Origin of the sequence: Paenarthrobacter sp. PAE-2 (assembly GCF_026013155.1) — a bacterium.
GTDB lineage: Bacteria > Actinomycetota > Actinomycetes > Actinomycetales > Micrococcaceae > Arthrobacter > Arthrobacter ureafaciens.
Genome location: NZ_JAPDNV010000008.1, coordinates 155279 through 177048, shown reverse-complemented (window position 1 = coordinate 177048; position 21770 = coordinate 155279). Strand labels below are relative to the sequence as shown.

Genomic DNA, 21770 nt, shown 5'->3' with positions numbered 1-21770 from the left:
TTTCGAGGACTAGCACCTCAAGCTAGCGCGTCTGCCATTCCGCCACCCGCGCAGGTGGTATTTCAGAGGGAGTTTCCGCGTTTGACGCTTCTCTCTGCTCCGAAGCAGCGAGAAAAACTCTAACACGGTTTCAAGGAACTAAAAAATCCGGGGGAAGGCTAAAACCGCCGGGCGTTCCTTTGCTACCCGGACGGACTTTTCCGGTCCCGGTTCACGGCTCCGGTGAGTAGGCTGAGGTAGGGGACGCAGCAGCAGCGGAACCCGCACTGCCTGTCAGCCTCACCTGCAAGCCCAGCCACGCAAGGAGAATATCCATGTCTCTCATCCGCCCCGAAGACGAAGTTGTCCGGATTTGCCAGGAGCTCATTCGCATCGATTCGTCCAACTTCGGAGATGGCAGTGGTCCGGGTGAACGGGCCGCCGCCGAATACACGGCAGCGCTCATCAGCGACGTCGGACTGGATGTTGAAATCTTCGAGTCCGCTCCGGGCCGCGCCAACGTAGTGACCCGCATGGCCGGCGAAGATCCCTCAGCTGACGCCCTGGTAGTCCACGGTCACCTGGACGTGGTGCCGGCGATGAAAGAGCAGTGGACCGTGGATCCATTCAGCGGCGAACTGAAGGACGGCCTCATCTGGGGCCGCGGCGCGGTGGACATGAAGGATATGGATGCCATGATCCTCTCGGTGCTGCGTGATTTCGCCCGGACCGGCCGCAAACCGAAGCGTGACATCATCTTCGCTTTCTTCGCCGACGAGGAGGCCGGCGGCACCTATGGCGCGCGCTACGCCGTCGAACACCGACGCGAACTCTTCGACGGCGCCACGGAAGCTATTTCCGAAGTCGGCGGTTTCTCCGCGACCATCGGGGGACAGCGAACCTATCTCCTGCAGACCGCGGAAAAGGGACTTTCCTGGTTGCGTTTGGTCGCCCACGGGCGGGCAGGCCACGGCTCACAGATCAATACCGACAACGCTGTCACCCGGCTGGCGGCTGCCGTCACCCGGATTGGCGAGTACCAGTGGCCCATCGAGTTGACACCCACCACCAGGCAGTTCCTGGACGGCGTCACCGAACTGACCGGCGTCGAGTTCGACCCGGACAACCCCGACATCCTCCTCAAGGAACTCGGAACCGTTGCGCGTTTTGTCGGGGCCACGTTGCAGAACACCTCGAACCCCACACTGCTGCGGTCCGGCTACAAGCACAACGTCATCCCCGAGTCAGCTGAGGCCTTCATTGATTGCCGGACACTGCCGGGCCAGCAGGAAAAGGTTTTCGACATCATCAAGGAGCTCGCCGGCGACGGGATCGAGATCAGCTACGACAACAAGGACATCTCCCTTGAAGTTCCGTTCGCGGGCAACCTGGTGGATTCGATGATCGACGCCCTCCATTCCGAAGATCCCGGAGCGAAGGTCCTGCCCTACACCCTCTCGGGCGGGACGGATAACAAGTCGCTCAGCAAGATCGGGATCACGGGGTACGGCTTTGCGCCCCTGATGCTCCCCGTCGAGCTGGACTTCACGGGTATGTTCCATGGCGTGGATGAACGCGTTCCCGCGGATTCCCTCAAGTTCGGTGCACGGGTCCTCAACCGTCTCCTCACCAACTACTAGGCACTGTGATTAGCAGGCACCGTGAAGCACGCGCAGACAGGGGAGACAGGCATGGCACCGGAAGACATCCTTCCTGATGAACTGCTGGAGCGGCTGAGGAGCCGCGCGGCCGGCTACGACCAGGAGAACCGTTTCTTCCACGAAGACCTCCAGGACCTCGCCGACGCCGGCTACCTGAAAGTCTTTGTTCCCGAGGCCGACGGCGGCAGGGGACTGGGCCTCGAAGCGGTGGCGGAGCTTCAGCGCCGGCTCGCAACGGCGGCCCCGGCCACGGCGCTGGCGGTGAACATGCACTTGGCGTGGACCGGCGTCGCGCATGCCATGTCCGCACGCGGCGACGATTCGCTGGACTTCGTCCTGAAGGAGGCCGGGCGGGGCGAGATCTTTGCCTTCGGGATTTCGGAGGCCGGCAACGACTCCATGCTTTTCGACTCCGGTACCGTGGCGAGGCCGTTGCCTGATGGCAGCTACACCTTCACGGGGCGGAAGACCTTCACCAGCCTGTCACGTGGCTGGACCCGGCTGGGAACATTCGGCAAGGATGCGGACGCACGCAACGGGGAGGGCGAGCTGGTCTTCGGTTTCCTCCGCCGCGACGAGCCCGGGCATGAAACCTTGGACGACTGGAACACCCTGGGCATGCGTGCCAGCGCGTCCAACACGACGTTGCTCACTGACGCGGTGATCCCGGCAGAGAGGATCTTCCGCAAGCTTCCCGTCGGGCCCAATAAAGACCTGCTGATCTTCGCCATCTTTGCGTGCTTCGAAACGCTGCTGGCTGCCGTCTACACCGGACTGGCCGAGCGCGCCTTCGCCCTGGCCGTTGACAACGTGAAGCGCCGTGTCTCGGCGAAGTACGGTGGACGCAGCTTCGCTCAGGACCCGGATATCCGGTGGAAGATTGCCGACGCTGCCATGGCGATGGACGGGATGCTGCCCCAGTTGTCCGCCATCGCGCGGGACGTGGACCGGATGGTGGACCACGGTCCGCAATGGTTTGCCAAGCTTGTTGGCCTGAAGTCCCGGGCCACGGAAAACGCCCGCTACGTGGTGGACCTGGCCATCAGGGTCTCGGGTGGTTCAAGCTACTTCCGCGGCTCCGAACTTGAACGGCTTTACCGCGACGTCCTGGCCGGGATCTTCCACCCATCCAATGACGAGTCGGCGCATAACACGGTGGCCAGCGCGTGGCTGGGCCCCTTGGAGGCCTGAGCCGGGCAGCTACACCGTCCGTTGAACGGAGTAAACCTTGCGGCGCAGCCAGAAGCGCCTGCTTCCGCCCATGTAGAGGCGGCTGCGTTCCAATTCCCACTTGCCGTACTCAGAGTGTTCTGCGAGCCGGCGGCGGGCCTCGGGCAAGGAATCCTCAGGACCTATCGTCAGTACGAGGTATTCGTACTGACGTGCATAGTCACGTTGGCGCTCTACGGAGACGCCCCTAAATTGTTCCTTCATCCCTCTCCATTTTGGTCCTTTTCCGGCTAACGTGAAGTCATGACCATCGATCCGCGTGTCGCATTGCAGTCATTGACCGCCGCCCTTGAGGAACATCTGGCGGCGGCTTCCGCCCGTCGCGGGGAAGGTGATCCCACCGTGGAGGCCGCATTCTTCGCCGTCGCCGACGCCTTCGAAGTTTACGAGGATGCGCTGTACGAGGCCTATTCCGAGGTTACTCCCCTCCAGGTCTTCGACGATGATGAAGAGGACGACGACGAAGTCCTCGACGAAGACCTGGAGAGTCTGGAAGAGTAACTCACTTTCCACAACGGCCACCCCAAGGGTGGCCGTTTTTTGTGCTGCCCATCAGCCGCTTTGTATCGGCGTTGGCCTGAAAACGGGGGCAAATTCCGGACGGTCACCAAGTGTTCCACCGAACCGTACTGAGTACCGCAGGGGTGTACCCGCGAGTAGGGCCTGCGGGAAAACTGAGCAAAGTTGAGTACTGACTACTGGTGCGCCCCAAACGCCGGGTGGCTTCACTGGGTGGTAGGCAATGGGCAGAGTTTGCGAAGAAGGCTGACATGGTACGAGTTCCAGTCTTGCGTCAAAGCAAGGGCGCGTTACACCGCACCGTGGATGCCCGCCACGCTGGAACAGCTCTCCGCGAACAGTCTGTTGCCGACCACGTCAATCCGCCGGCGTCTCCCTGGATTGGCGGGTCCGTTGCTGCACAGCGGACCGAAAAGGCGGGGCTGGCGGCGCCAAGCACGGATGTCACCCCGGACTTCGCGCCGCCAGTCACCCACCGGATGACCGTGGGGGAAGCTCCGCCCCGGGACCGTCGTTCCTGGACCCGGATGTTGGTCAACACCCTCCGCCTCGCAGACACCGCGCTGGTGTCCGCAGCGGTCTTCGCCGGTAACGTCATCAACACCGAGCGCCTGGCTCCTGCTGCCGGAATCCAGGGAAGCACCCGGCAAACTGTCCTGGCCTTCGTGATCGCACTGGCGTGGATAGGGGCGCTTGAGGTCTACCGCACCCGCGATCCCAAAGTCCTGGGCATCGGCGCCGAAGAATACAAGCGCGTCCTCTCCGCGAGCCTCAGGGTGTTCGGTTTCCTGGCCGTCGCGGCGCTGGTCCTCAGAATCGAATCCGCGAGCACGTTCGTGCTCGTTTCCTTGCCTTTGGGGGTCACCATACTGGCCCTGAACCGATGGGTGTTCCGGCGATGGCTGGGACGGCAGAAGGCGAGGGGCCTTTGCTTGTCCCGTGCCGTCGTCGTCGGCGAACCGGAGGACGTGCGGTACGTCATTAAGCAGATCAACCGCAGGTCCTGCGCGCCCTACGACATCGTTGGCGCCTGCCTCCCGGGAGCCCGTCGCGGGGCCTCCCTGGTAGTGGACGCAGTGCGTGTACCGGTCCTTTCCTCGATCTATGGCGTCGCTCGCACGGTGCACCAGACCGGTGCCAATGCGGTCATCGTGGCAGGACCAGTGCCGGGCGGAAACCAGTTCATCCGGGAACTCGGATGGCGGCTCGAAGAAGATGCCGCCGAACTGGTCCTCGCGGCCACTTTGACCAACGTGGCCGGCCCAAGGATCCACTGGCGCCCGGTGGAAGGCCTCCCGCTGATGCACGTTGATATCCCGCACTATTCAGGGGGCAAGCACACCCTGAAGCGGCTCATGGATATTTGCATCGCCTCAATGGCCCTCCTGGTGCTGGCACCGTTGCTTCTGGTGCTGTCGATAATCGTCAAGGCGGACAGCGCAGGCCCGGTACTGTTCCGGCAGGAGCGGATCGGTAAGCGGGGCACCACCTTCAAGATGCTCAAGTTCCGTTCCATGGTGGTCAATGCCGAGGAACGGCTGGCTGAACTCACCGCGCAGGACGAAGGTGCCGGGGTGCTGTTCAAAGTCCGGAACGACCCCCGCATCACCAAGTGCGGGCGGTGGATGCGCAAATATTCCTTGGACGAATTGCCCCAGTTCTGGAACGTCCTCACCGGCTCCATGAGCCTCGTAGGCCCGCGTCCACCCCTGTTCCGCGAGGTGGACGGCTACGAACAACACACCCACCGCAGGCTGCTGATCAAACCGGGCATCACAGGCTTGTGGCAAATCAACGGCAGGTCCGACCTCCCCTGGGAAGAGGCGGTCCGGCTTGACCTCTACTACGTGGAGAACTGGTCCATCGCGGGCGACCTGATCATCATGTGGCGGACCTTCCGGGCGATGATGCGACCGTCCGGGGCTTACTGAGCCACCTCCCTATCCAAGTCAACATCACAAGAATCCGAGTGGAAAATGAGCATAGGAACCATTCCCTCAGGCCACCTGAACGGCCGCGCGCTGCTGCCCAAACTACGGATCGCCGTCGTCGGAGCGGGCTATTGGGGACCCAACCTGGCCCGAAACCTCAAGGCGAGCCCGGACTGGGAACTCGTGGCGATCTGCGACCTGGACGTTGACCGGGGCCTGCGGCTGGCCGAGACGGTAGGCGGTGTGGCCGTCGTCGAATCCTTGGACGAACTGCTGGACACCTACAACCTCGACGCGGTCGCCGTGGCGACACCGGCGCACACCCATCACGGCGTAGTGATGACGGCGCTGCGCGCGGGCAAACATGTCCTGGTGGAGAAGCCGCTCGCGGACAGCCGCAGCAAGGGCCTGGAAATGGTGGAAGAAGCCAGATCCCGCGGACTGGTGCTCATGGCGGACCACACTTATTGCTTCACCCCTGCGGTATTGAAGATCCAGGAGCTCGTCTCCAGCGGGGCCTTGGGGGACATCCTCTACGTGGACTCCGTACGGATCAATTTGGGCCTGGTGCAACCTGATGTGAACGTATTTTGGGACCTGGCCCCGCATGATCTCTCCATCCTGGACTTTGTCCTGCCCGGCGGACTGCACCCCACGGAAATATCGGCCCACGGCGCAGACCCCCTCGGAACCGGAAGGGACTGCGTGGGGCACCTGACCTTCGGCCTTCCCAATGATGCGATGGTGCACATCCACGTGAACTGGCTCAGCCCCACCAAGATCCGGCAAATGATCATCGGCGGCTCCAAAAGGACACTGGTGTGGGATGACCTGAACCCGCAGCAGCGGATCAGTGTCTACGATCGCGGAGTCAGCCTGGAGCACCAGCCCCGCTCCACCGCGGACAAGAAGGCGAGCGCCATCTCCTACCGGCTGGGGGACACATGGTCCCCGGCGCTGCAGGAACGTGAACCGCTCACCCAAGTGGTGGCTGAACTTGCTGCGTCCATCCGCAACCGGACAACACCGCGCACCAGCGGCGAATCGGGGCTCAGGGTGCTGTCCGTGCTGGAAGCCGTGACCCGGAGCCTCGGCACCGACGGACAGTCCGCCGTCGTAGCAGGTAACGATGCTTCCTTGCAGGTTTCGCCATGAATGCGCTGCTCGGCGCGACGGCGCTGGTGACGGGGGGAGCCGGGACCATCGGTTCTACCTTGGTGGACCAGTTGCTCGACGCCGGTGCGGCGCACGTGGACGTCCTCGACAATCTGGTTCGCGGGCGCCGGGCAAACCTTGACGACGCACTCGCCTCGGGCCGGGTCAGGCTGGTCGAGGGGGACTTGCGTGACCGGGATCTGGTGCACGATCTGGCCAAGGATAAGGACGTGGTCTTCCATCAGGCCGCCATCCGCATCACCCAGTGCGCAGAGGAACCCAGGCTTGCGCTTGAAGTTCTGGTGGACGGCAGCTTCAACGTCTTCGAAGCCGCTGCCGAGCACAATGTGGGAAAGCTCATCGCCGCCTCAAGCGCCTCCGTGTACGGGATGGCCGAGGAATTTCCCACCCCCGAAAGGCACCACCACCACAACAACGACACCTTTTACGGAGCGGCGAAGTCCTTCAACGAAGGGATGGCACGCAGCTTCCGGGCGATGTCCGGCCTGGATTACGTGCTGTTGCGCTACTTCAACGTCTACGGGCCCAGGATGGACGTCCACGGCCTGTACACCGAGGTGCTGGTCCGTTGGATGGAACGGATTGTGGATGGTATGCCGCCGCTCATCTTCGGCAGCGGTCAACAGACTATGGATTTCATCCACACGGCCGACGTAGCGCGGGCAAACGTCCTGGCAGCGGCGAGTGACGTCACCGAAGGGGTCTACAACGTGGCCAGCGGGACGGAGACGAGCCTGGCCGAACTGGCCCGGACGTTGCTGCGGGTCATGGAGTCGCCCCTTCATGTGGAGCACGGCCCCGAACGGGCGGTCAACGGAGTGGTCCGTCGACTGGCAGATGTCACGAATGCGCGCCGGGACCTCGGTTTCGAAGCCGCAGTGGGGTTGGAAGACGGATTGCGTTCCCTCGTCCAATGGTGGCGGCCCCTGCGGGAAGAGATAGCCGCAGCCCGGTTGACTGCCCGCCCTGACGCCGCACAGGCGGTGGCCCCATGACCACTTCCGGTGTTGAGGCGGCGGTGGCACGCATCGATGTGATGAAACCGTGGCTCGGCGAAGAAGAAACCCGGGCCGTCGCGGAAGTCATCGCCTCCGGATGGGTGGCACAGGGCCCCAAGGTGCAGGAGTTCGAAGAAGCGTTCGCCGGGGAACAGCATGTTGCGTGTGCGGTTGCCGTCTCAAGCTGCACTTCGGCGCTGCATCTTGCGCTCGCCGTAGCCGGGGTGGGACCGGGCCAGGACGTGGTGGTTCCCTCCTTCTCCTTCATCGCCACGGCCAACGCGCCGACGTACGTGGGCGCGCGTCCGGTGTTCGCCGACGTCGACCGCGTGACCGGTTGCGTGACGGCCGGGACAGTTGCCGCCGTCCTGACCCCTGAGACCAGGGCGGTCATCGCCGTGGACCAAGGCGGTGTCCCGGTGGACCTGGACCCCATCCGGGCGTTGTGCGACCCGCTGGGTATCACGGTCATCGAGGATGCGGCCTGCGCCATAGGTTCCCATTATCGCGGGAGGCCGGTGGGGGCCGCAGCGGAGCTCGCTGCGTGGTCATTCCATCCGCGCAAGATCCTCACCACGGGGGAAGGGGGCATGCTCTCCACCCCGAACGAAGGCCTCGCCGGCCATGCGCGGCGGCTGCGCGAACACGCAATGAGCGTCTCCGCGGCTGAACGGCACGCGAGCCTGCTGGCACCTGCGGAGGAATACCTCGAAATTGGCTACAACTACCGCATGACCGACCTTCAGGCCGCCGTCGGGCTGGTCCAGCTGGGGCGCCTGCACGCTGCGGTAGCCCGCCGTCGTCATCTTGCGGCGAACTACGCCGACGCATTTGCCGACGTCGAGGGACTGAGGCTGGTGGGCGATCCCGCTTACGGGACCGGCAACTACCAGTCATGCTGGCTGGAAATCGGTGAAGCCTTCCCGGTGGGCCGCGATGACCTGATGACGCACCTGGCAGGTGACGGGATCTCTGCCCGGCGCGGCATCATGGCCGCCCACCGGCAGCCCGCCTACTCTGCCCGGGACACCGGCAGCGCCACCCTGGACGCCACGGAATGGTTGACCGACCACACACTGATCCTCCCGCTCTACCACCAGTTGACTCTTGGCGATCAGTTGCGGGTTATCGATTCGATCCTCAGGGCAGCGGGGCGGGGACGATGAGCGAGCTCCTCCTCATCGCCGCCAGCGGCCTGGCCCGCGAAGTGCTGGCGATGGTGCGCAGCAGCGGCCCGTTCGACATTATCGGCATCCTCGACGACGACGAGGACAAGCTCGGGCGCGTGGTGGACGGCGCCCATGTGCTGGGACCGATCCGTGACGCTTTGAAGTTCCCGCACGCCAAACTCCTCGTCTGCATAGGCTCCGGAACCGGCCGCGAAAGCGTGGTGATGCGCCTGCGCGCCCTCGGATTGGCCGAAGACCGGTACGCCACGGCGATCGATACCTCGGTCCACGTTCCTGAAGGCTGCAAAATCGGGCACGGAAGCATCATCCTGGCCCACGTCACCATGACAGCGTCGGTGACCCTGGGAAACCATGTCGTGGCAATGCCCGGAGTGACTTTCACGCACGACGACGTGGTGGGCGACTTCGCCACCTTTGCCGCGGGCGTGTCACTTGGCGGAAATGTCCGCATAGGACGCGGAGCGTACATCGGGATGAACGCCAGTGTCCGCGAGCGCCGGTCCGTCGGTGCGGGGGCGACCATCGGCATGGGCGCCGCCGTTCTCAGTGATGTTCCCGACGAGGAGACCTGGGCCGGCGTGCCGGCAAGGGTGATCCGGAGGGGCAACTTTCCGGCGCTGGAGGGGATCTTGTGACACTTTCCAAGCAGTCCACGACGCGGGGCCGGCCCACGCCATCAAAGGCATTCGGGCTTGGTGTCATCAACGCGTTCGTGACCCGCTTGGGAACCATCGGCATTGGCATCGCCCTCGCCCGCTTGCTGGGACCCGAAGAGTTCGGCACGTACGCGGTGGCGTTCGTGGCACTTATTGCCGTGTTGAGCTTCAACGAACTGGGCGTCAGCCTTGCCATAGTCCGCTGGCCCGGGGATCCGAAGTCCATCGCTGCAACGGTCACCACCATTTCCACGGGATGCAGTGTCATCCTTTTTGCCGCTACTTACTTTGCTGCACCGTACTTTGCCTCAGCGATGGGGAACCCCGCCGCCACTGACGTTGTGCGCGTCATGGCCGCCTGCATCGTCCTCAACGGTCTGGTAGCCACCCCTGCTGCCTTGCTGCAACGGTATTTCCGGCAAGGCCAACGCATGGCCGTTGACCAGGTCAACGTGTGGCTGGGGGCAGGAGTATCCCTTGCACTGGTCATTGCCGGGATGGGTGCAATGAGCCTCGCCGTGGGGCGCGTGGCGGCTAGCGTCGTGTCGGGGATCCTGTTCGTGGCCCTCTCACCCCTGCCTTTCCGTTTCGGGTTTTCCGCGAAATCAGCCAAGGAACTCCTCCTGTTCGGGCTGCCCCTGGCAGGTGCCAGCCTGGTGGCTTTCGGGGTGGGCTACGTGGACCAGTTCGTTGCCGGCAACATGCTCGGTTCGGTGACCCTGGGCCTGTACGTCATGGCGTTCAACATGGCGGGCTGGCCCGCGGCCCTCCTGTCACAGCCCCTGCGCAGTGTCGCACCGGCCACGTTCGCCAGGCTGCAGGACAGGCCCGGAGACATGCGCGCGGCGTTGCTGTCACTGCTGGGCGTCCTTTCTGCCGTGCTGCTTCCGGTCTGCGCGGTCATGATGGGATGCTCAGTGGCCCTGGTGACCTTCGTGTACGGGGATGCCTGGGCACCGGCGGGACTGGCCCTGGTGTGGTTGGCTCCGCTGGCCGCGCTGCGGATCATCCATGAACTGCTCTATGACTACTTGGTGGTCCTTGGCCTTTCGATGTCCATCTTCAACGTGCAGGCGGCAGCCCTGGTGGCCCTGATTCCAGCTCTCATCGCGGGCGCTGCATGGGGCGGAATGCCCGGGCTTGCCGCTGCACCCTTCGCGGTTGCCGTGGCGGTAACCACCCCGATGTACCTGCGCACCCTGCGGCGGGCAGGGGTGCGAACCAAGGACATGGCCGGACGCCTGGCACTTCCGGTGGGGGCCGCCGTCGTGACCGGAGCGGGGTCCTTCCTTGCTGCGCAGGAACTGCGCTCGCCGGTTGTGGCGGTCCTCGCCGGATCCGGAATCGGCTTGGTTGCGATCGTCGCCACCCTGGCCTTCAAGCGCGCCGAGCTGCGGGACGTGCGCCGTTGGGGCAGGGGACGTGAGGAGGCAATGGCATGAGGATCCTCATCTACCCCCACGACCTTGGGCTGGGCGGCAGCCAGCTTAACGCGATCGAACTTGGTGCCGCCGTTCAGGCTTTGGGACACGGCGTGGTGCTGTTTGGCCAGCCGGGGGCTTTGGTGCGGCACGCGACGGAACTGGGCCTGGACTATGTGGAGGCGCCCCTGCCGGGCAAGCGTCCTTCTCCCCGTGTTGTCCGCGCCCTGGCAAAGACCGTCCGCGAGCGCAGGATCGAGGTGCTCCACGGTTACGAGTGGCCGCCCGCTTTGGAATGCCTGGCCGCCGCCAGGCTCGTCCCGGGCACGACGGCCGTGTGCACGGTCATGTCCATGGCGGTGGCGCCGTTCATTCCGTACACAATGCCCTTGGTGGTCGGCACGGAACAGATCCGCCAGGTGGAGACCGACGCCGGACGCCGCCGTGTGGCGCTCATGGAACCGCCGGTTGACACCTCCGTCAACAGTGTGGCAGCTGTCAGTGCGGCAACTGTCAGTGCGGCAGCTGTCAGCGGCGGCACTTTCCGCAGCCACTGGGGATTGGGCGATGACGCTTTGGCCGTCGTGTGCGTTACGCGCCTGGCTCAGGAGCTGAAGCTGGAAGGAATACTGGCAGCGATGGAGTCCGTACGGGCTCTTTCCCGGGAGTGGCCCGTGCGGCTCATTATTGCGGGCTCGGGGCCGGCTGCCGAGGTAGTGCATCACCATGCCCGCCGCATCAACGACGAAGCGGGCCGACGGCTTGTGATCCTCACCGGTGAACTGGCCGATCCCCGCCCCGCCTACGCCGCAGCCGATGTGGTGTTGGGCATGGGGGGTTCGGCGCTGCGGGGGCTGGCGTTTGGAAAGCCACTGGTAGTGCAGGGGGAGCAGGGCTTCTGGGAGCTCCTCACCCCGGAGACGTTGCCGACGTTCCTCTGGCAAGGCTGGTATGGCTCGGGTCCGGGCACCACCGGGGAAGGCATTCCGGCCCTTACGGCTATCCTGGCCCGCCTGTTCGACGACCCGGGCCTCCGACGGGCGTTGGGGTCGCTTGGGCGGAATGTGGTTGAGGACAGGTTCTCCTTAAGCCGCGCTGCCGAACGCCAAGTGGAGTTGTACGGGCAGTTCACCGTCTCCCGCCCCGGGGCAGCCGAGGCAGCACGTGCGGAGGCGGTCGCTTTTGCACGATACTGCTCCTACGTCGCCGGCAGGCGCTGGCAACGATTGACGGGCCGGGCCGCCACGGACGACTTCAATGCCCGGCCCGTCGCTGCTGCGCACATACCCGTTCCGGCGGTGTCCAGGCCATGACCGGGGCCATCATGTACATCTCCGGCGGCCGCTGGGACGGCATCCCGGGAACTGACCGGCTGCTGGCAGAGGCGCTGGCTGAAGCCTCGCCCGTCCTGTGGGTGGACCAGCCTGTCTCGATAGCGCGGCATGCCGATGTCCGCCGCAGCATCCTGGCGAGCATCCGTGGCCGCACCGAATTGGTTAAGCCAGGAGTCCGACGCCTGCGCTTACCCGCTTTGCCCGGTTTCAGCCGCCCCTTCATACGACGCAGCACCGAAGCAATCAGCCGTTGCTCCCTGCGGGCTCTGGCCGGGGACCACAACGGCCGCATCAAAGGAGTCATCAACGCATCGCCCCTGGTCCTGTTTCCCCGCGAAGTCCACGCACCACGGGTCCTTCACGTAACGGACGACTGGTTGGGGTCCGCCCCACTCCTCGGACTTGCGCCAGCGCATGTGGAACGCGTCCTGAGGGAGAACCTCGCCTTAGCCGACATCGTCACCGCCGTCTCTCCAGGTTTGGCGCACAAAATTCAGGCATTTTCCGGCCGGCAGGTGAATTTGCTTCCCAACGGCTGCAGGACACCCAAGGCACTGAAACACAGGGGAACGATGCCCGTCGCGGCTCTGGTAGGCCAGCTGAATGAGCGGTTGGACGCCCGTATACTCGAAGAACTCGGCGAATCGGGTCTTCCGCTGGTTGTATTAGGTCCCCGTACCGAAAAAGAAGCAGCGACCCGTCGCGCCCTGGACCGCTTCCTCTCCCGGCCAACCATCCAATGGCGCGGCCCGGTCGGTCCTGACGAAGTCAGCCATCTGCTCTCAACAGCCTGCGTTGGACTGACGCCTTATGCCGAATCCGAATTCAACGTCTCCAGCTTCCCCCTGAAGACCCTTGAATACTTGTCGTTCGGACTTCCCGTCGTCGCGACAGACCTGCCGGCCGCAAGGTGGCTAGGTAATCCGTACGTTTGCATCGCAGGTTCGCCAACAGAATTCGTCAACGGTGTCAGGGATGCCCTGCAGACTCTGCCTGCCCACCAGCAGCGGCTGCGCATCCAGTCAACAGCCCGATCCCACACCTGGTGTGTCCGGGCCGAACAGATGCTTGCCCTCATCGAGGGCCGGCAAACCACGGAACCGGGCACTTCGAGCGGTCCACATCAAGTTGGGAGCAGATGATGCAATTTCGTACCGTTCTAGCGAGCGTCGCGCGGCGGTGGTATGTCGTGGTTGCAGGCCTGCTGGTGACCGCCATGCTCTGCGTTGCCGTGCAAATGAACGCCCCGGACAAATTCAAAGCCCAAGCCAGCCTGGTGCTTATGCCTTCCAGCCAAAGCATCGGGGAAGCCGGAAACCCATACCTCTACCTTGGCGGCATGAGCGAAGCCCTGGACATCCTTATTCGGAAGCTATCCTCCCAGCCGGTCAAGGAGCGTGTCACGGAGAACTTCGGAACCGCCACCTACACCGTGGAACCAGACCGAGGTACCAACGGAGCCATCCTTGTCATCACCGCCAACGCAGACACGCCGGAAGTCACCATGTCCTTTTTGAAAGCAGTCATGGACGAGGCCCCGCGCTCTCTCAACGAGATGCAAGAAGCACTCAACGTAGCTGCGCCCGCAAGGATCACCACCATGAGCCTCCTCGTGGACCGGCAAGCCACACCAGAGGTGAAAGCCCGCACGCAGTTGGTCCTGATATCCGGCGCAGGAGGCGCAGCACTGACACTCCTCGTAGCAGTCCTCCTTGACGGACTGCTCCTCACCAGGAAACGCCGCAAGCAGGAGATCCCAACAGACGAATCCACGCAGCCCAACGGTGCGGTGATTATGGAGGCAATCAACATCGACGGTGTCCTCAAAGGGACCACCGTCAGCACCACCGCCAAACAGCCAGCCGACGATGCCCGTAAGACCGGCGGGGTCATGCCACTGCCCTCCGGACCAAGCTAGCCATGACAGCGGCAACATTTCTGGGGATCCTCCTACGCCGTTGGTATCTGGTCGCCTTGGGCCTCGTCCTCGGAATAGCAGCACTAGGAGCCATCCGATCGTCCGAACCGGTCTTCTGGACCGAAGCTGACGTCACATTCCTTGCCCCGGAGCGGGAACCGGCCTACTGGATCTCAGGCGGCAGCGCCATGACCCTGGTGGAGTTCGCGGACATGGTCAAACGACGCGTTAACCAGGACCAACAGGCCGTGGACCTTTCCCTGACAAATGGCACCCTCTACGGGGCCGGCGTCCAAAATGGCTTCTCCGTGACGCTGCCCAACAACGGAGGGCAATGGAATAAGACGTTTACACAGCCGGTCCTGAAGGTCCAGGTAGTGGACTCCAGCGCCGAAGCAGTCAACAACGTACTGAACAACCTCCTGGATCGGATCACCAACGCCACCAAGGATCTCCAAGCCGAACAATCGGTAAAGGGAGACCTCATCACAACACAAACAACACCGTCGAAGTCCGAGGTCGTCTTCGGCGGCGGCACACCGGTCACCCGGCTCAAGGGGGCAGTGGTGTTGGAGGGCTTGTGCCTGGCCGTAACCAGCGTCGCTACCGTCTACGTGGACAGGCTGCTGCTGCGCCGCCGGGCGAGCCGGCACGCCAAGCATTCCGCCGGCCCCACGACTAAGAGCCGCCAGGAGATGTCCCATGACCTATCGCGCGCCTGAGACGATGACCCTCCCGGCCGCTCTCCCGGAACGAACGGAACGGCGCGACGTTTCCAGGTTCGTCATCGCTTACCTGCTGCTCACCTGCGCCTTCCCTTCGAACCTGACCATTTCCGCGTTGGGGTCGGTCGGCAAGCCCTCCACACTCTGTGGACTCCTGGCGCTCGCATGGTGGCTGCTTTACCAACTTCAGCGAACCAACCCCACCCGGGCCGGACGACAAATGGTCCGCACCGCCATGGCCGTCTTCCTCGGAGTGGCGCTCGCAAGCTATGCACTGGCTATGTTGCATGGTGTGCCGGCGCCGGAGACCAGTCCCGCTGACAGTGGCTTAATTCGCCTGGCTGGCTGGGCAGGCATCTTCCTCCTCGTCAATGACGGCATCGCCAGTCAGCAGACCCTGACAAAAGTACTGCGTGCTCTGGTCTGGGTGGGCAGCGGAACAGCCCTCCTCGGCCTTCTGCAGTTCGCCACAGGGTCATCGCTGGTGGACTGGATCAGCCTCCCGGGATTCAGCGCAGCCACGGAATTGACCGGAGTGCAGTCCAGGGGCGGATTCATCCGCGCCGCAGGCCTGGCCAGCCACCCGCTTGAGTACGGGGTAGTCCTCGTGGCCACTCTTCCGGTCGCCATCTCACTCGCGGTCACTGACCGTGCCCGAAGCTGGTTTTTACGCTGGCTCCCTCCGGCAGTCATCTCCTTCGCCGCAGTCATGTCGGTGTCCCGGTCGGCACTGGCTGCGTTTGCCGTAGCGGTCGCGGCACTGATCCCCGCCTGGCCCAAGAAGCTCCGCCGCGGTGCCATGCTCCTGGCCGTGGTCCTTGCCGCGGCCATGTACGTCCTTACCCCCGGGATGCTCGGAACCCTGCGCGGCTTGTTCACCGTGGGGACTGCAGACCCCAGCATCAGCTCCCGGACCAGTGCCTACACCACAGCATTTGGCATGTTGGCCAACAACCCTGTGATCGGACGGGGCTTCGGCACCTTCCTTCCGGATTACGTGATCGTGGACAACCAGTACCTCGGCATCCTCGTGGAGCTGGGATTCCTCGGTTTCTTATCCTTCCTTGCCCTGCTCGCTTGCGCACTCATCGCCGCTTGGCGGGCCCGGAAGCTGGCCGCCACTCCTGGTCCGCAGCAAACCGCCCAGGCGGTGCTGGCCTCCATAGCAGCCATCGCCGTAACGTACGCCTTCTTTGATGCGTTGTCCTTCACGATGTCGGCCAACCTGTTGTTTGTCATGCTGGGCATAGCCGGGGCTCAGTGGCGGCTGGCGCGAATGCCGCAAAGCATCCCGCCAACCACAAACCACACCGCCGACCGGGCATGAAGAAGAATGCAGCGGCAGCCCTCGGCGCTCTGGCGTTGCTGGGATTCCTGGGCGCAGTTGCTGTGAGCGATGCCGTGCCCATCTCTTTCCATGGCAACCAGTCCGGCGAAACAGCCCAGCCACTGTTCACACCCAGCCACCCCGCAGGAACAACATTGCGCACCATTGACGGCGGAGCAGCGTTCTACGCCCAGTTCGCCAATCCGCTCCCCGTCAGTGAGGACTACTTCCCTGTGGGTGTTTGGTTCGAAAGCGCCCTCGAGAAGGATTACGTCGCAAAGGACGCCGCCGCTGGCCTGAACGTCTACGTGGTTCTCACACCCGATTCGGATCTGGAACTTGTCCGAAACTCTCATATGTACGCCATACCGACCTTCCCGGCCGCCCGTGCATCAGGTTTCGCCCTGGGGGATGAGGTGGACATGTGGGCCGGAGGAGGAGATGCCATATGGACCGGAAAGTACCCGGGCGAGGGGCCTATCTGCGAACCCGAACAGGCCAAGTGCGGCCACACCGTTCAACGTCGCCTCAATGCCGAAGCTCCTCCCGGAGTCATGAAGTATGCCAACTACGGCAAGGGCGTCACCTTTTGGCTGAGTGACGACCAAGCACGCAGCTTCGTCAACGACTACCAAGACGTCGCATCAGCAGACAACTACTGGTTCACCGACCCCAACATCTGTGCGAAATCAGAAGGCGGAGCCCTCAACGGCCACCTCCGGGACCTCACCGACGAAGAATGCCGCCTGGCCGCAAACTACGGATGGACGGTTGAACGTGTTCGCGAGCTGGCCGGCAAGGACTCACCAGTGTGGGCTTTCGTCGAAGTTGGACACCCATTTGAAGACGCCCCCTCGGCCGGAACCATCACAGGACCGCAAATACGTGCAGCCGTCTGGAGCAGCCTCATCCACGGCGCACGCGGCATCTTGTACTTCAACCACAGCTTTGGCGGCACGTGCGTCACCCAACACGTTCTGCGCGACTGCCCGGGTGACGCCCGCCCGGCGGTGACCGCCGTGAACAAACAAATCAAGGAACTCGCGCCCGTGCTCAATGCCCCCTTCCTTGATGGAGCGGTTACCAGCACCGGTCCCGTTGACCATGCCACCAAGCTCCACGACGGCAAACTGTATATCCTCAGCGCCGCCAACAAGCACACCGGCGGACAGGCCGAATTCCACACCTCCTGCGGCGGCAGCTCCGCCGTCGTTATCGATGAAAACCGGACGCTCTCCGTCACTGACGGCAAATTCACCGACGCCTTCGCCGACGGCAACGCCGTCCACCTCTACCGCATCGAAGGCGGCGGAAGCTGCGGCTTCTAGCTAACGGCTGGTTTCGTCCCGCTCCCACGCCACGGGCGGGCGGCCGGAGAAGAAAGCACGACGCCGGCCAGCACCGGCAAACGCCGCGTACACCGCAGCATCAAGAACGCTGACAGGCCCCCGCACCGAGGCCGCCAACTGCCGCACCCTCCGGCGCATGGAAGCACCTCCGTCGCGTGCGTCCTGCTCGGCATTGCCCCGGTAAGTGCGCCGCAAAACCGCCATCAATCCATCCACGGAGCGCGGCGTCCTCACCACCACAGGGTCTGTCCCAACCACAGCCTTCTCTTCAGGTGAAAATATCCGGTCAACGTAGTAGTCGTCACCGGTCAATGGGGGAAACTTTCCCAGACGCGCGTGCCCCGCCTCACTAAGCGCATACGCCCCCGCGCCCCACAACGCCTCCGAGTTTCCCCGGATCCTGAGCCGGGCCCGGTAGTAGGCCCGGACGGGCACGGAGGCTCCCGCGGTGTCATATCGAAACGCAGGACGGGCAGCCAACAACCCCTCCCCGCCCAAAGCCGCGAAAACGGCAGCCACAGCCCCCGCACTTACCTCGATATCTGCATCCAGGTACAACCGGGGCCAACCCTGCACGACTTCATCGGCAGCATTCAAAGCCGCCGTTTTCGATGCCTGGCCAACGCGCAGCACCCGGACACCGGCAAATCCGGCCGCGATCTCCTCGGTCCCATCAGTACAGCCGTTGCAGGCGACAACAACCTCCACAGTGCCCCACATCAAAACCCCGCGAAGAGACTCCAACGTACGCCCAATCACAGCGGCCTCGTTATGGGCCGGGATGACCACCGCACCGGCGGCGGGCACGTGTTGAACACTGTCACCGGTGGTCGCATGGGGCAGGGAGGACCAACGACGCCGGTTCAACAGCGCCAGCAACGCCTCGCGGTGACCAGGGAAACCCAGACGCGCCACTTCGCCGGCCACAACAGCGGCACGGAACAGCCCCGCTTTCCCGGCACCCACATGCTTCTGCACATAACGAACCCGGTTGACCGCCATCAACGCCGCCAACTGCGCGGACGTACCCGACCCACCTCGTTCATGCCACATCCGGGCAGCGGGTTCGAACCAGATCGAAAAGCCGGCCCCACGCACGCGATGGCAATAGTCCGTCTCCTCCGAATACAGGAAGAACTGTTCATCCCAAGCACCCACAACCCGAGCCGCACCCGCGTCGATCAGCAACGCAGCACCGGTAGCCCACTCAACGCAGTGTGCATACTTGTAGCTCTCCGGTTCATAGTCCATTTCCGACAACCAGCCCGGCCGGCCGGCAAAATGGCTGCCGCAGACAGCGTCGCCCAGAGCCCGCAGGAGGGCGGGCTCGCGCCTGAGGGAGGGGTACACGCTGCCGTCATCATCCAACAGGACTGGCACCACCACGCCGGCACCGCATGCTTCCATGCGGCGGCGCAGTGCCTGGACAGATCCCCGCTCCACCCGCAGGTCCGGGTTCAACACAAGGTAGGAATCCGCCGGTCCGGCTTCCCGCAGGGCTGCATTGATACCTCCGGCGTAGCCCAGGTTTCCACCTGTCCCGTGGGCGATCACGTCCGGGAACGCGGCCAATGCTGCCATCGTCCTGCCGTCCGGGGAATTGTCCGCTACGACCACTTTCATCGACTGATCGGCGGTCTCGGCCCTGAGGCTGGCGATCAGTGGACCGACGTCGTCCGCGTTGTTGTAGGACACCACGATGACGGCGACGTCCGCGAATTCGCGCGCAGGCACGAATGAGCCCGCAGCATGACTGAAGGCGGCACTCTCATGCGGCGCACCGTTGAGCCGTCGGTGGGCCAACGCATCTGTTGTGCCGCTGTCCCGCCGAAGCCTCCAGTAAGCTTCGGGACCGTCAACAAGGTAGCGGCGGGCGAGCCTGCGGGGTTCCAACATCAGCCGCCACGCCCACTCCATGCCGTGGCCACTGACCCACGCAGGGGCGCGCTTGATGTGACCGGCAAGGAAGTCCACCACTGCTCCAAACGCGAGCAGGACTTTGGCCCCCGTCAGTTCACCGTACTGATGGATCCATAATTCCTGGCGTGGTTTGCCCAGCCCGACCACCAGTATGTCGACTGAACTGCCGGCAATATCCGCCGCAAGTCGGCGGGATGCGTCGTCGTCCGTGACAACCTCCCTGTCCGGAGCCCACCATCCGGCCACCGTCAGCCCGGGCCGCTCCACCGCGAACCGCTCCTTGATCATGCGGTGTGCTTGCTCCGAACCGCCCAGGAACCCGACCCGCAACCTCCGACGTTCCGCTTCTTCAAGAATCGGTTCCACGAGGTCGCTGCCGGCCAATCGTGGCCACGGGATTCCGGTGAGGCGGAGGGCTTCACTCGCCAGGGGAGAACCATCGATGAGGGTCAGCCACTCCACGCCAGGCGATTCCAGTGTGCCGGACCACCTGCCGCCGACACCAAAATGGCGGATGTGATCAAGGTTTGCTGAGCAGACTCCCAATACAGGTGCACCGGCCGATGCTGCCCTCGCGGCTATGGCTTCCAAGGCCGAGGCAGCATCCAAGAGGTCGACGCGAACGCCGCCGAGGTTCACCGCGTTACGGAACCCGTCCGTGGCAGGCGCGGGGGAGTGGTCCGGGCTCTTGGACGGGGCGGTGGCCGCCTTGCCCGACCGGACCCGGGGGCCCGGGACAGACCTGCGGTGCCGTGACACCAACACATGGAACAGGGCTGCGATGGAATAGATGCGCGGCAGCAGCATTATCGGCTCTCCAGACTCCGGGTTCGCGCAAGCGCGCCAACTCAAGGCACAAACAATGACCGGCGATCCCGGGCTGCTGCACCGCCTTGGATCGCCGTGGGCGGCCGATGCCACCCTGACCAACTTGTTTATTTGAGTTGTCTCCCGGCCCCGTCTGTTCGAGGTTGCCGTAGGGATACTTTAGGCCCAATAGGCCCCGGCCGCTAGGGCACGCGGGACTCCTTGAGGCTGGATACGTAGCCGGCAAGCCGTGATTCCACGGGCGCCGGAACAAATCCGGAAGCCTCGATCTTAGACAGCGCCAGGGTGCTGTTGCGCGGGCGGGGCGCCGTACCTGGTTTGGAATACTGCTCAGTGCTCACAGGCACCACCATGTCCGGGTCCGAACCGCACAGCCGGTACACCTCACGGGCAATCCCAGCCCACGATTTTGGTTCCCCTCCACCGCTGAGGTTGTACGTGCCGTAGGGGGCGCCCGAGGCCAGCAGATGCTTGATGCCGGCAGCAATATCGGCCGCGAATGTCAGCCGTCCTCGCTGGTCGTCCACCACGGAGGGCCGCACGCCCCGTTCAGCCAGTTGTGCCATAGTCCGCACGAAGTTCGGCCCGTCGCCAACCACCCAGCTGCTTCGCACAATGTAGTGCTTCGGAATGGCTGCCACGGCTGTGTCACCGGCAGCCTTGCTCTGCCCGTACACGCCCAGCGGACTCAGTGGCTCATCCTCGGTATGGACCTCCGCCGAGCCGTCAAAAACGTAGTCGCTGGAGACGTGGACCAAAGTCAGGGAATGTTCGACGGCGGTCCTCGCCAGGCGGGATACGGCGCCTGCGTTGACACTCCACGCAGCGATCCGTCCCGCCGCTGTCTCCGCCGCATCGACGCCAGTGAAGGCCGTGGCGTTGATGACGGTGGAGTACTTGCGCCAGGGAATGCTCCGGTAGGCGTCTTCGTCAGTTACGTCGAATTCATCCCGGGTGGCGAAGTCGACGTAATCGACGTCCGCGAAAGCCTCCCGGAGTGCCCTGCCCAACTGCCCGTTGGCCCCTGGAACCAGGATTCGGCGGGGTTTCACGGGGACCACGGATTCAAGGCGGGGATGATTTTTGTCCTGCTCGGACAGGGTGGCTTGGTTCAATGGCAGGGGCCACGGTACAGCGGCGTGGGGGTCCGCCAGATTCAGGAAGGTGTATTCATCCTGGGCGCCGGCGCTCCAATGGTCGTTGACAAGGTAGGTGTACGCAGTGTTGTCCTCGAGGGTCTGGAACGCATTTCCGACGCCCCTGGGCACGAACACCGCGTCTCCGGGTGTCATCTCGCAGTGGAACACTGCCCCGAAGGAAGGCCCCTCCCGCAGGTCCACCCATGCCCCGAATATCTCTCCGGACGCCAGGGAGATGAACTTGTCCCACGGCTCGGCATGGATTCCCCGCGTGGTTCCGCGGCGGGCGTTGAAAGAAATGTTGTTCTGGACGGGACCGAAATCCGGGAGGCCGAGGGCGCCCATGCTGCTCCGGTTCCAGTTCTCCTTGAACCACCCCCGCTGATCGCCGTGCACGGGCAGCCCGAAGACCAGCAGGCCCGGGATTGGTGTGGTCCGGGAGGTTACTGCTGCTGCCGCTGCCATGGCC

At 63.9% G+C, this 21770-nt stretch carries 18 protein-coding genes; 15 read left to right on the top strand and 3 right to left on the bottom strand.

The genetic code is table 11. The features are described 5' to 3' along the window. The first annotated feature begins 314 nt into the window (after positions 1 to 314). On the top strand, positions 315 to 1619 hold the full coding sequence (locus OCL88_RS07485) for a M20/M25/M40 family metallo-hydrolase (protein WP_264962084.1): 1305 nt from the start codon (positions 315 to 317) through the stop codon (positions 1617 to 1619). A 51-nt stretch (positions 1620 to 1670) separates the two neighbouring features. Continuing rightward, a complete protein-coding gene (locus OCL88_RS07480; protein ID WP_264962083.1) occupies positions 1671 to 2831 on the top strand; it encodes an acyl-CoA dehydrogenase family protein in 1161 nt (386 codons plus the stop codon). A gap of 9 nt (positions 2832 to 2840) precedes the next feature. Here the strand turns inward: OCL88_RS07480 and OCL88_RS07475 are convergent, their stop codons facing one another. Next, a complete protein-coding gene (locus OCL88_RS07475) occupies positions 2841 to 3074 on the bottom strand; it encodes a DUF5703 family protein (RefSeq protein WP_021470463.1) in 234 nt (77 codons plus the stop codon). Between the two features lie 39 nt (positions 3075 to 3113). Between OCL88_RS07475 and OCL88_RS07470 the strand changes: the two genes are divergently transcribed. From OCL88_RS07470 to OCL88_RS07410, 13 genes are all read left to right on the top strand, one after another. After that, on the top strand, positions 3114 to 3371 hold the full coding sequence (locus tag OCL88_RS07470; protein ID WP_021470464.1) for a hypothetical protein: 258 nt from the start codon (positions 3114 to 3116) through the stop codon (positions 3369 to 3371). Between the two features lie 269 nt (positions 3372 to 3640). Then, positions 3641 to 5320, top strand: coding sequence for a sugar transferase (locus OCL88_RS07465; protein WP_264962082.1), 1680 nt, complete (start codon positions 3641 to 3643; stop codon positions 5318 to 5320). A 45-nt stretch (positions 5321 to 5365) separates the two neighbouring features. Then, positions 5366 to 6475, top strand: coding sequence for a Gfo/Idh/MocA family protein (locus OCL88_RS07460; RefSeq protein WP_264962081.1), 1110 nt, complete (start codon positions 5366 to 5368; stop codon positions 6473 to 6475). Further along, positions 6472 to 7491 (top strand): NAD-dependent epimerase/dehydratase family protein, encoded by a 1020-nt coding sequence (locus OCL88_RS07455; RefSeq protein WP_264962080.1) that lies wholly within the window; start codon positions 6472 to 6474, stop codon positions 7489 to 7491. Before OCL88_RS07460 ends, OCL88_RS07455 begins: the two co-directional genes overlap by 4 nt. Then, a complete protein-coding gene (locus OCL88_RS07450) occupies positions 7488 to 8660 on the top strand; it encodes a DegT/DnrJ/EryC1/StrS family aminotransferase (RefSeq protein WP_264962079.1) in 1173 nt (390 codons plus the stop codon). The genes OCL88_RS07455 and OCL88_RS07450 overlap by 4 nt, the downstream gene beginning before the upstream one ends. Then, positions 8657 to 9319, top strand: coding sequence for an acetyltransferase (locus OCL88_RS07445; RefSeq protein ID WP_264962078.1), 663 nt, complete (start codon positions 8657 to 8659; stop codon positions 9317 to 9319). Before OCL88_RS07450 ends, OCL88_RS07445 begins: the two co-directional genes overlap by 4 nt. Further along, on the top strand, positions 9316 to 10782 hold the full coding sequence (locus OCL88_RS07440; protein ID WP_264962077.1) for an oligosaccharide flippase family protein: 1467 nt from the start codon (positions 9316 to 9318) through the stop codon (positions 10780 to 10782). The genes OCL88_RS07445 and OCL88_RS07440 overlap by 4 nt, the downstream gene beginning before the upstream one ends. Further along, a complete protein-coding gene (locus OCL88_RS07435; RefSeq protein ID WP_264962076.1) occupies positions 10779 to 12074 on the top strand; it encodes a glycosyltransferase family 4 protein in 1296 nt (431 codons plus the stop codon). The genes OCL88_RS07440 and OCL88_RS07435 overlap by 4 nt, the downstream gene beginning before the upstream one ends. After that, entirely contained in the window at positions 12071 to 13237 is a 1167-nt protein-coding gene (locus OCL88_RS07430; RefSeq protein WP_264962075.1) for a glycosyltransferase, read from the top strand. Before OCL88_RS07435 ends, OCL88_RS07430 begins: the two co-directional genes overlap by 4 nt. Then, entirely contained in the window at positions 13237 to 14013 is a 777-nt protein-coding gene (locus tag OCL88_RS07425; RefSeq protein WP_264962074.1) for a hypothetical protein, read from the top strand. Before OCL88_RS07430 ends, OCL88_RS07425 begins: the two co-directional genes overlap by 1 nt. Positions 14014 to 14015: 2 nt before the next feature. After that, positions 14016 to 14735: a hypothetical protein gene (locus OCL88_RS07420; RefSeq protein WP_264962073.1), complete on the top strand. Its 720-nt coding sequence runs from the start codon at positions 14016 to 14018 to the stop codon at positions 14733 to 14735. Beyond that, on the top strand, positions 14716 to 16065 hold the full coding sequence (locus OCL88_RS07415) for an O-antigen ligase family protein (protein WP_264962072.1): 1350 nt from the start codon (positions 14716 to 14718) through the stop codon (positions 16063 to 16065). Before OCL88_RS07420 ends, OCL88_RS07415 begins: the two co-directional genes overlap by 20 nt. Further along, positions 16062 to 17393: a hypothetical protein gene (locus tag OCL88_RS07410; RefSeq protein ID WP_264962071.1), complete on the top strand. Its 1332-nt coding sequence runs from the start codon at positions 16062 to 16064 to the stop codon at positions 17391 to 17393. The genes OCL88_RS07415 and OCL88_RS07410 overlap by 4 nt, the downstream gene beginning before the upstream one ends. Here the strand turns inward: OCL88_RS07410 and OCL88_RS07405 are convergent, their stop codons facing one another. After that, the gene (locus tag OCL88_RS07405) at positions 17394 to 20141 is read right to left on the bottom strand and encodes a WecB/TagA/CpsF family glycosyltransferase (RefSeq protein WP_264962070.1); all 2748 of its coding nucleotides are present in this window, start codon (positions 20139 to 20141) and stop codon (positions 17394 to 17396) included. Positions 20142 to 20344: 203 nt separating this feature from the next. Beyond that, a complete protein-coding gene (locus tag OCL88_RS07400; RefSeq protein ID WP_264962069.1) occupies positions 20345 to 21766 on the bottom strand; it encodes a bifunctional dTDP-4-dehydrorhamnose 3,5-epimerase family protein/NAD(P)-dependent oxidoreductase in 1422 nt (473 codons plus the stop codon). Positions 21767 to 21770: the final 4 nt, after the last annotated feature.

Excerpts from the sequence above, each read along its gene's own strand:
- OCL88_RS07485 (WP_264962084.1), top strand. The coding sequence starts at position 315 with ATGTCTCTCATCCGCCCCGAAGACGAAGTTGTCCGGATTTGCCAGGAG.
- OCL88_RS07480 (WP_264962083.1), top strand. The coding sequence starts at position 1,671 with ATGGCACCGGAAGACATCCTTCCTGATGAACTGCTGGAGCGGCTGAGG.
- OCL88_RS07475 (WP_021470463.1), bottom strand. The coding sequence starts at position 3,074 with ATGAAGGAACAATTTAGGGGCGTCTCCGTAGAGCGCCAACGTGACTAT.
- OCL88_RS07470 (WP_021470464.1), top strand. The coding sequence starts at position 3,114 with ATGACCATCGATCCGCGTGTCGCATTGCAGTCATTGACCGCCGCCCTT.
- OCL88_RS07465 (WP_264962082.1), top strand. The coding sequence starts at position 3,641 with ATGGTACGAGTTCCAGTCTTGCGTCAAAGCAAGGGCGCGTTACACCGC.
- OCL88_RS07460 (WP_264962081.1), top strand. The coding sequence starts at position 5,366 with ATGAGCATAGGAACCATTCCCTCAGGCCACCTGAACGGCCGCGCGCTG.
- OCL88_RS07455 (WP_264962080.1), top strand. The coding sequence starts at position 6,472 with ATGAATGCGCTGCTCGGCGCGACGGCGCTGGTGACGGGGGGAGCCGGG.
- OCL88_RS07450 (WP_264962079.1), top strand. The coding sequence starts at position 7,488 with ATGACCACTTCCGGTGTTGAGGCGGCGGTGGCACGCATCGATGTGATG.
- OCL88_RS07445 (WP_264962078.1), top strand. The coding sequence starts at position 8,657 with ATGAGCGAGCTCCTCCTCATCGCCGCCAGCGGCCTGGCCCGCGAAGTG.
- OCL88_RS07435 (WP_264962076.1), top strand. The coding sequence starts at position 10,779 with ATGAGGATCCTCATCTACCCCCACGACCTTGGGCTGGGCGGCAGCCAG.
- OCL88_RS07430 (WP_264962075.1), top strand. The coding sequence starts at position 12,071 with ATGACCGGGGCCATCATGTACATCTCCGGCGGCCGCTGGGACGGCATC.
- OCL88_RS07425 (WP_264962074.1), top strand. The coding sequence starts at position 13,237 with ATGCAATTTCGTACCGTTCTAGCGAGCGTCGCGCGGCGGTGGTATGTC.
- OCL88_RS07420 (WP_264962073.1), top strand. The coding sequence starts at position 14,016 with ATGACAGCGGCAACATTTCTGGGGATCCTCCTACGCCGTTGGTATCTG.
- OCL88_RS07415 (WP_264962072.1), top strand. The coding sequence starts at position 14,716 with ATGACCTATCGCGCGCCTGAGACGATGACCCTCCCGGCCGCTCTCCCG.
- OCL88_RS07410 (WP_264962071.1), top strand. The coding sequence starts at position 16,062 with ATGAAGAAGAATGCAGCGGCAGCCCTCGGCGCTCTGGCGTTGCTGGGA.
- OCL88_RS07405 (WP_264962070.1), bottom strand. The coding sequence starts at position 20,141 with ATGCTGCTGCCGCGCATCTATTCCATCGCAGCCCTGTTCCATGTGTTG.
- OCL88_RS07400 (WP_264962069.1), bottom strand. The coding sequence starts at position 21,766 with ATGGCAGCGGCAGCAGCAGTAACCTCCCGGACCACACCAATCCCGGGC.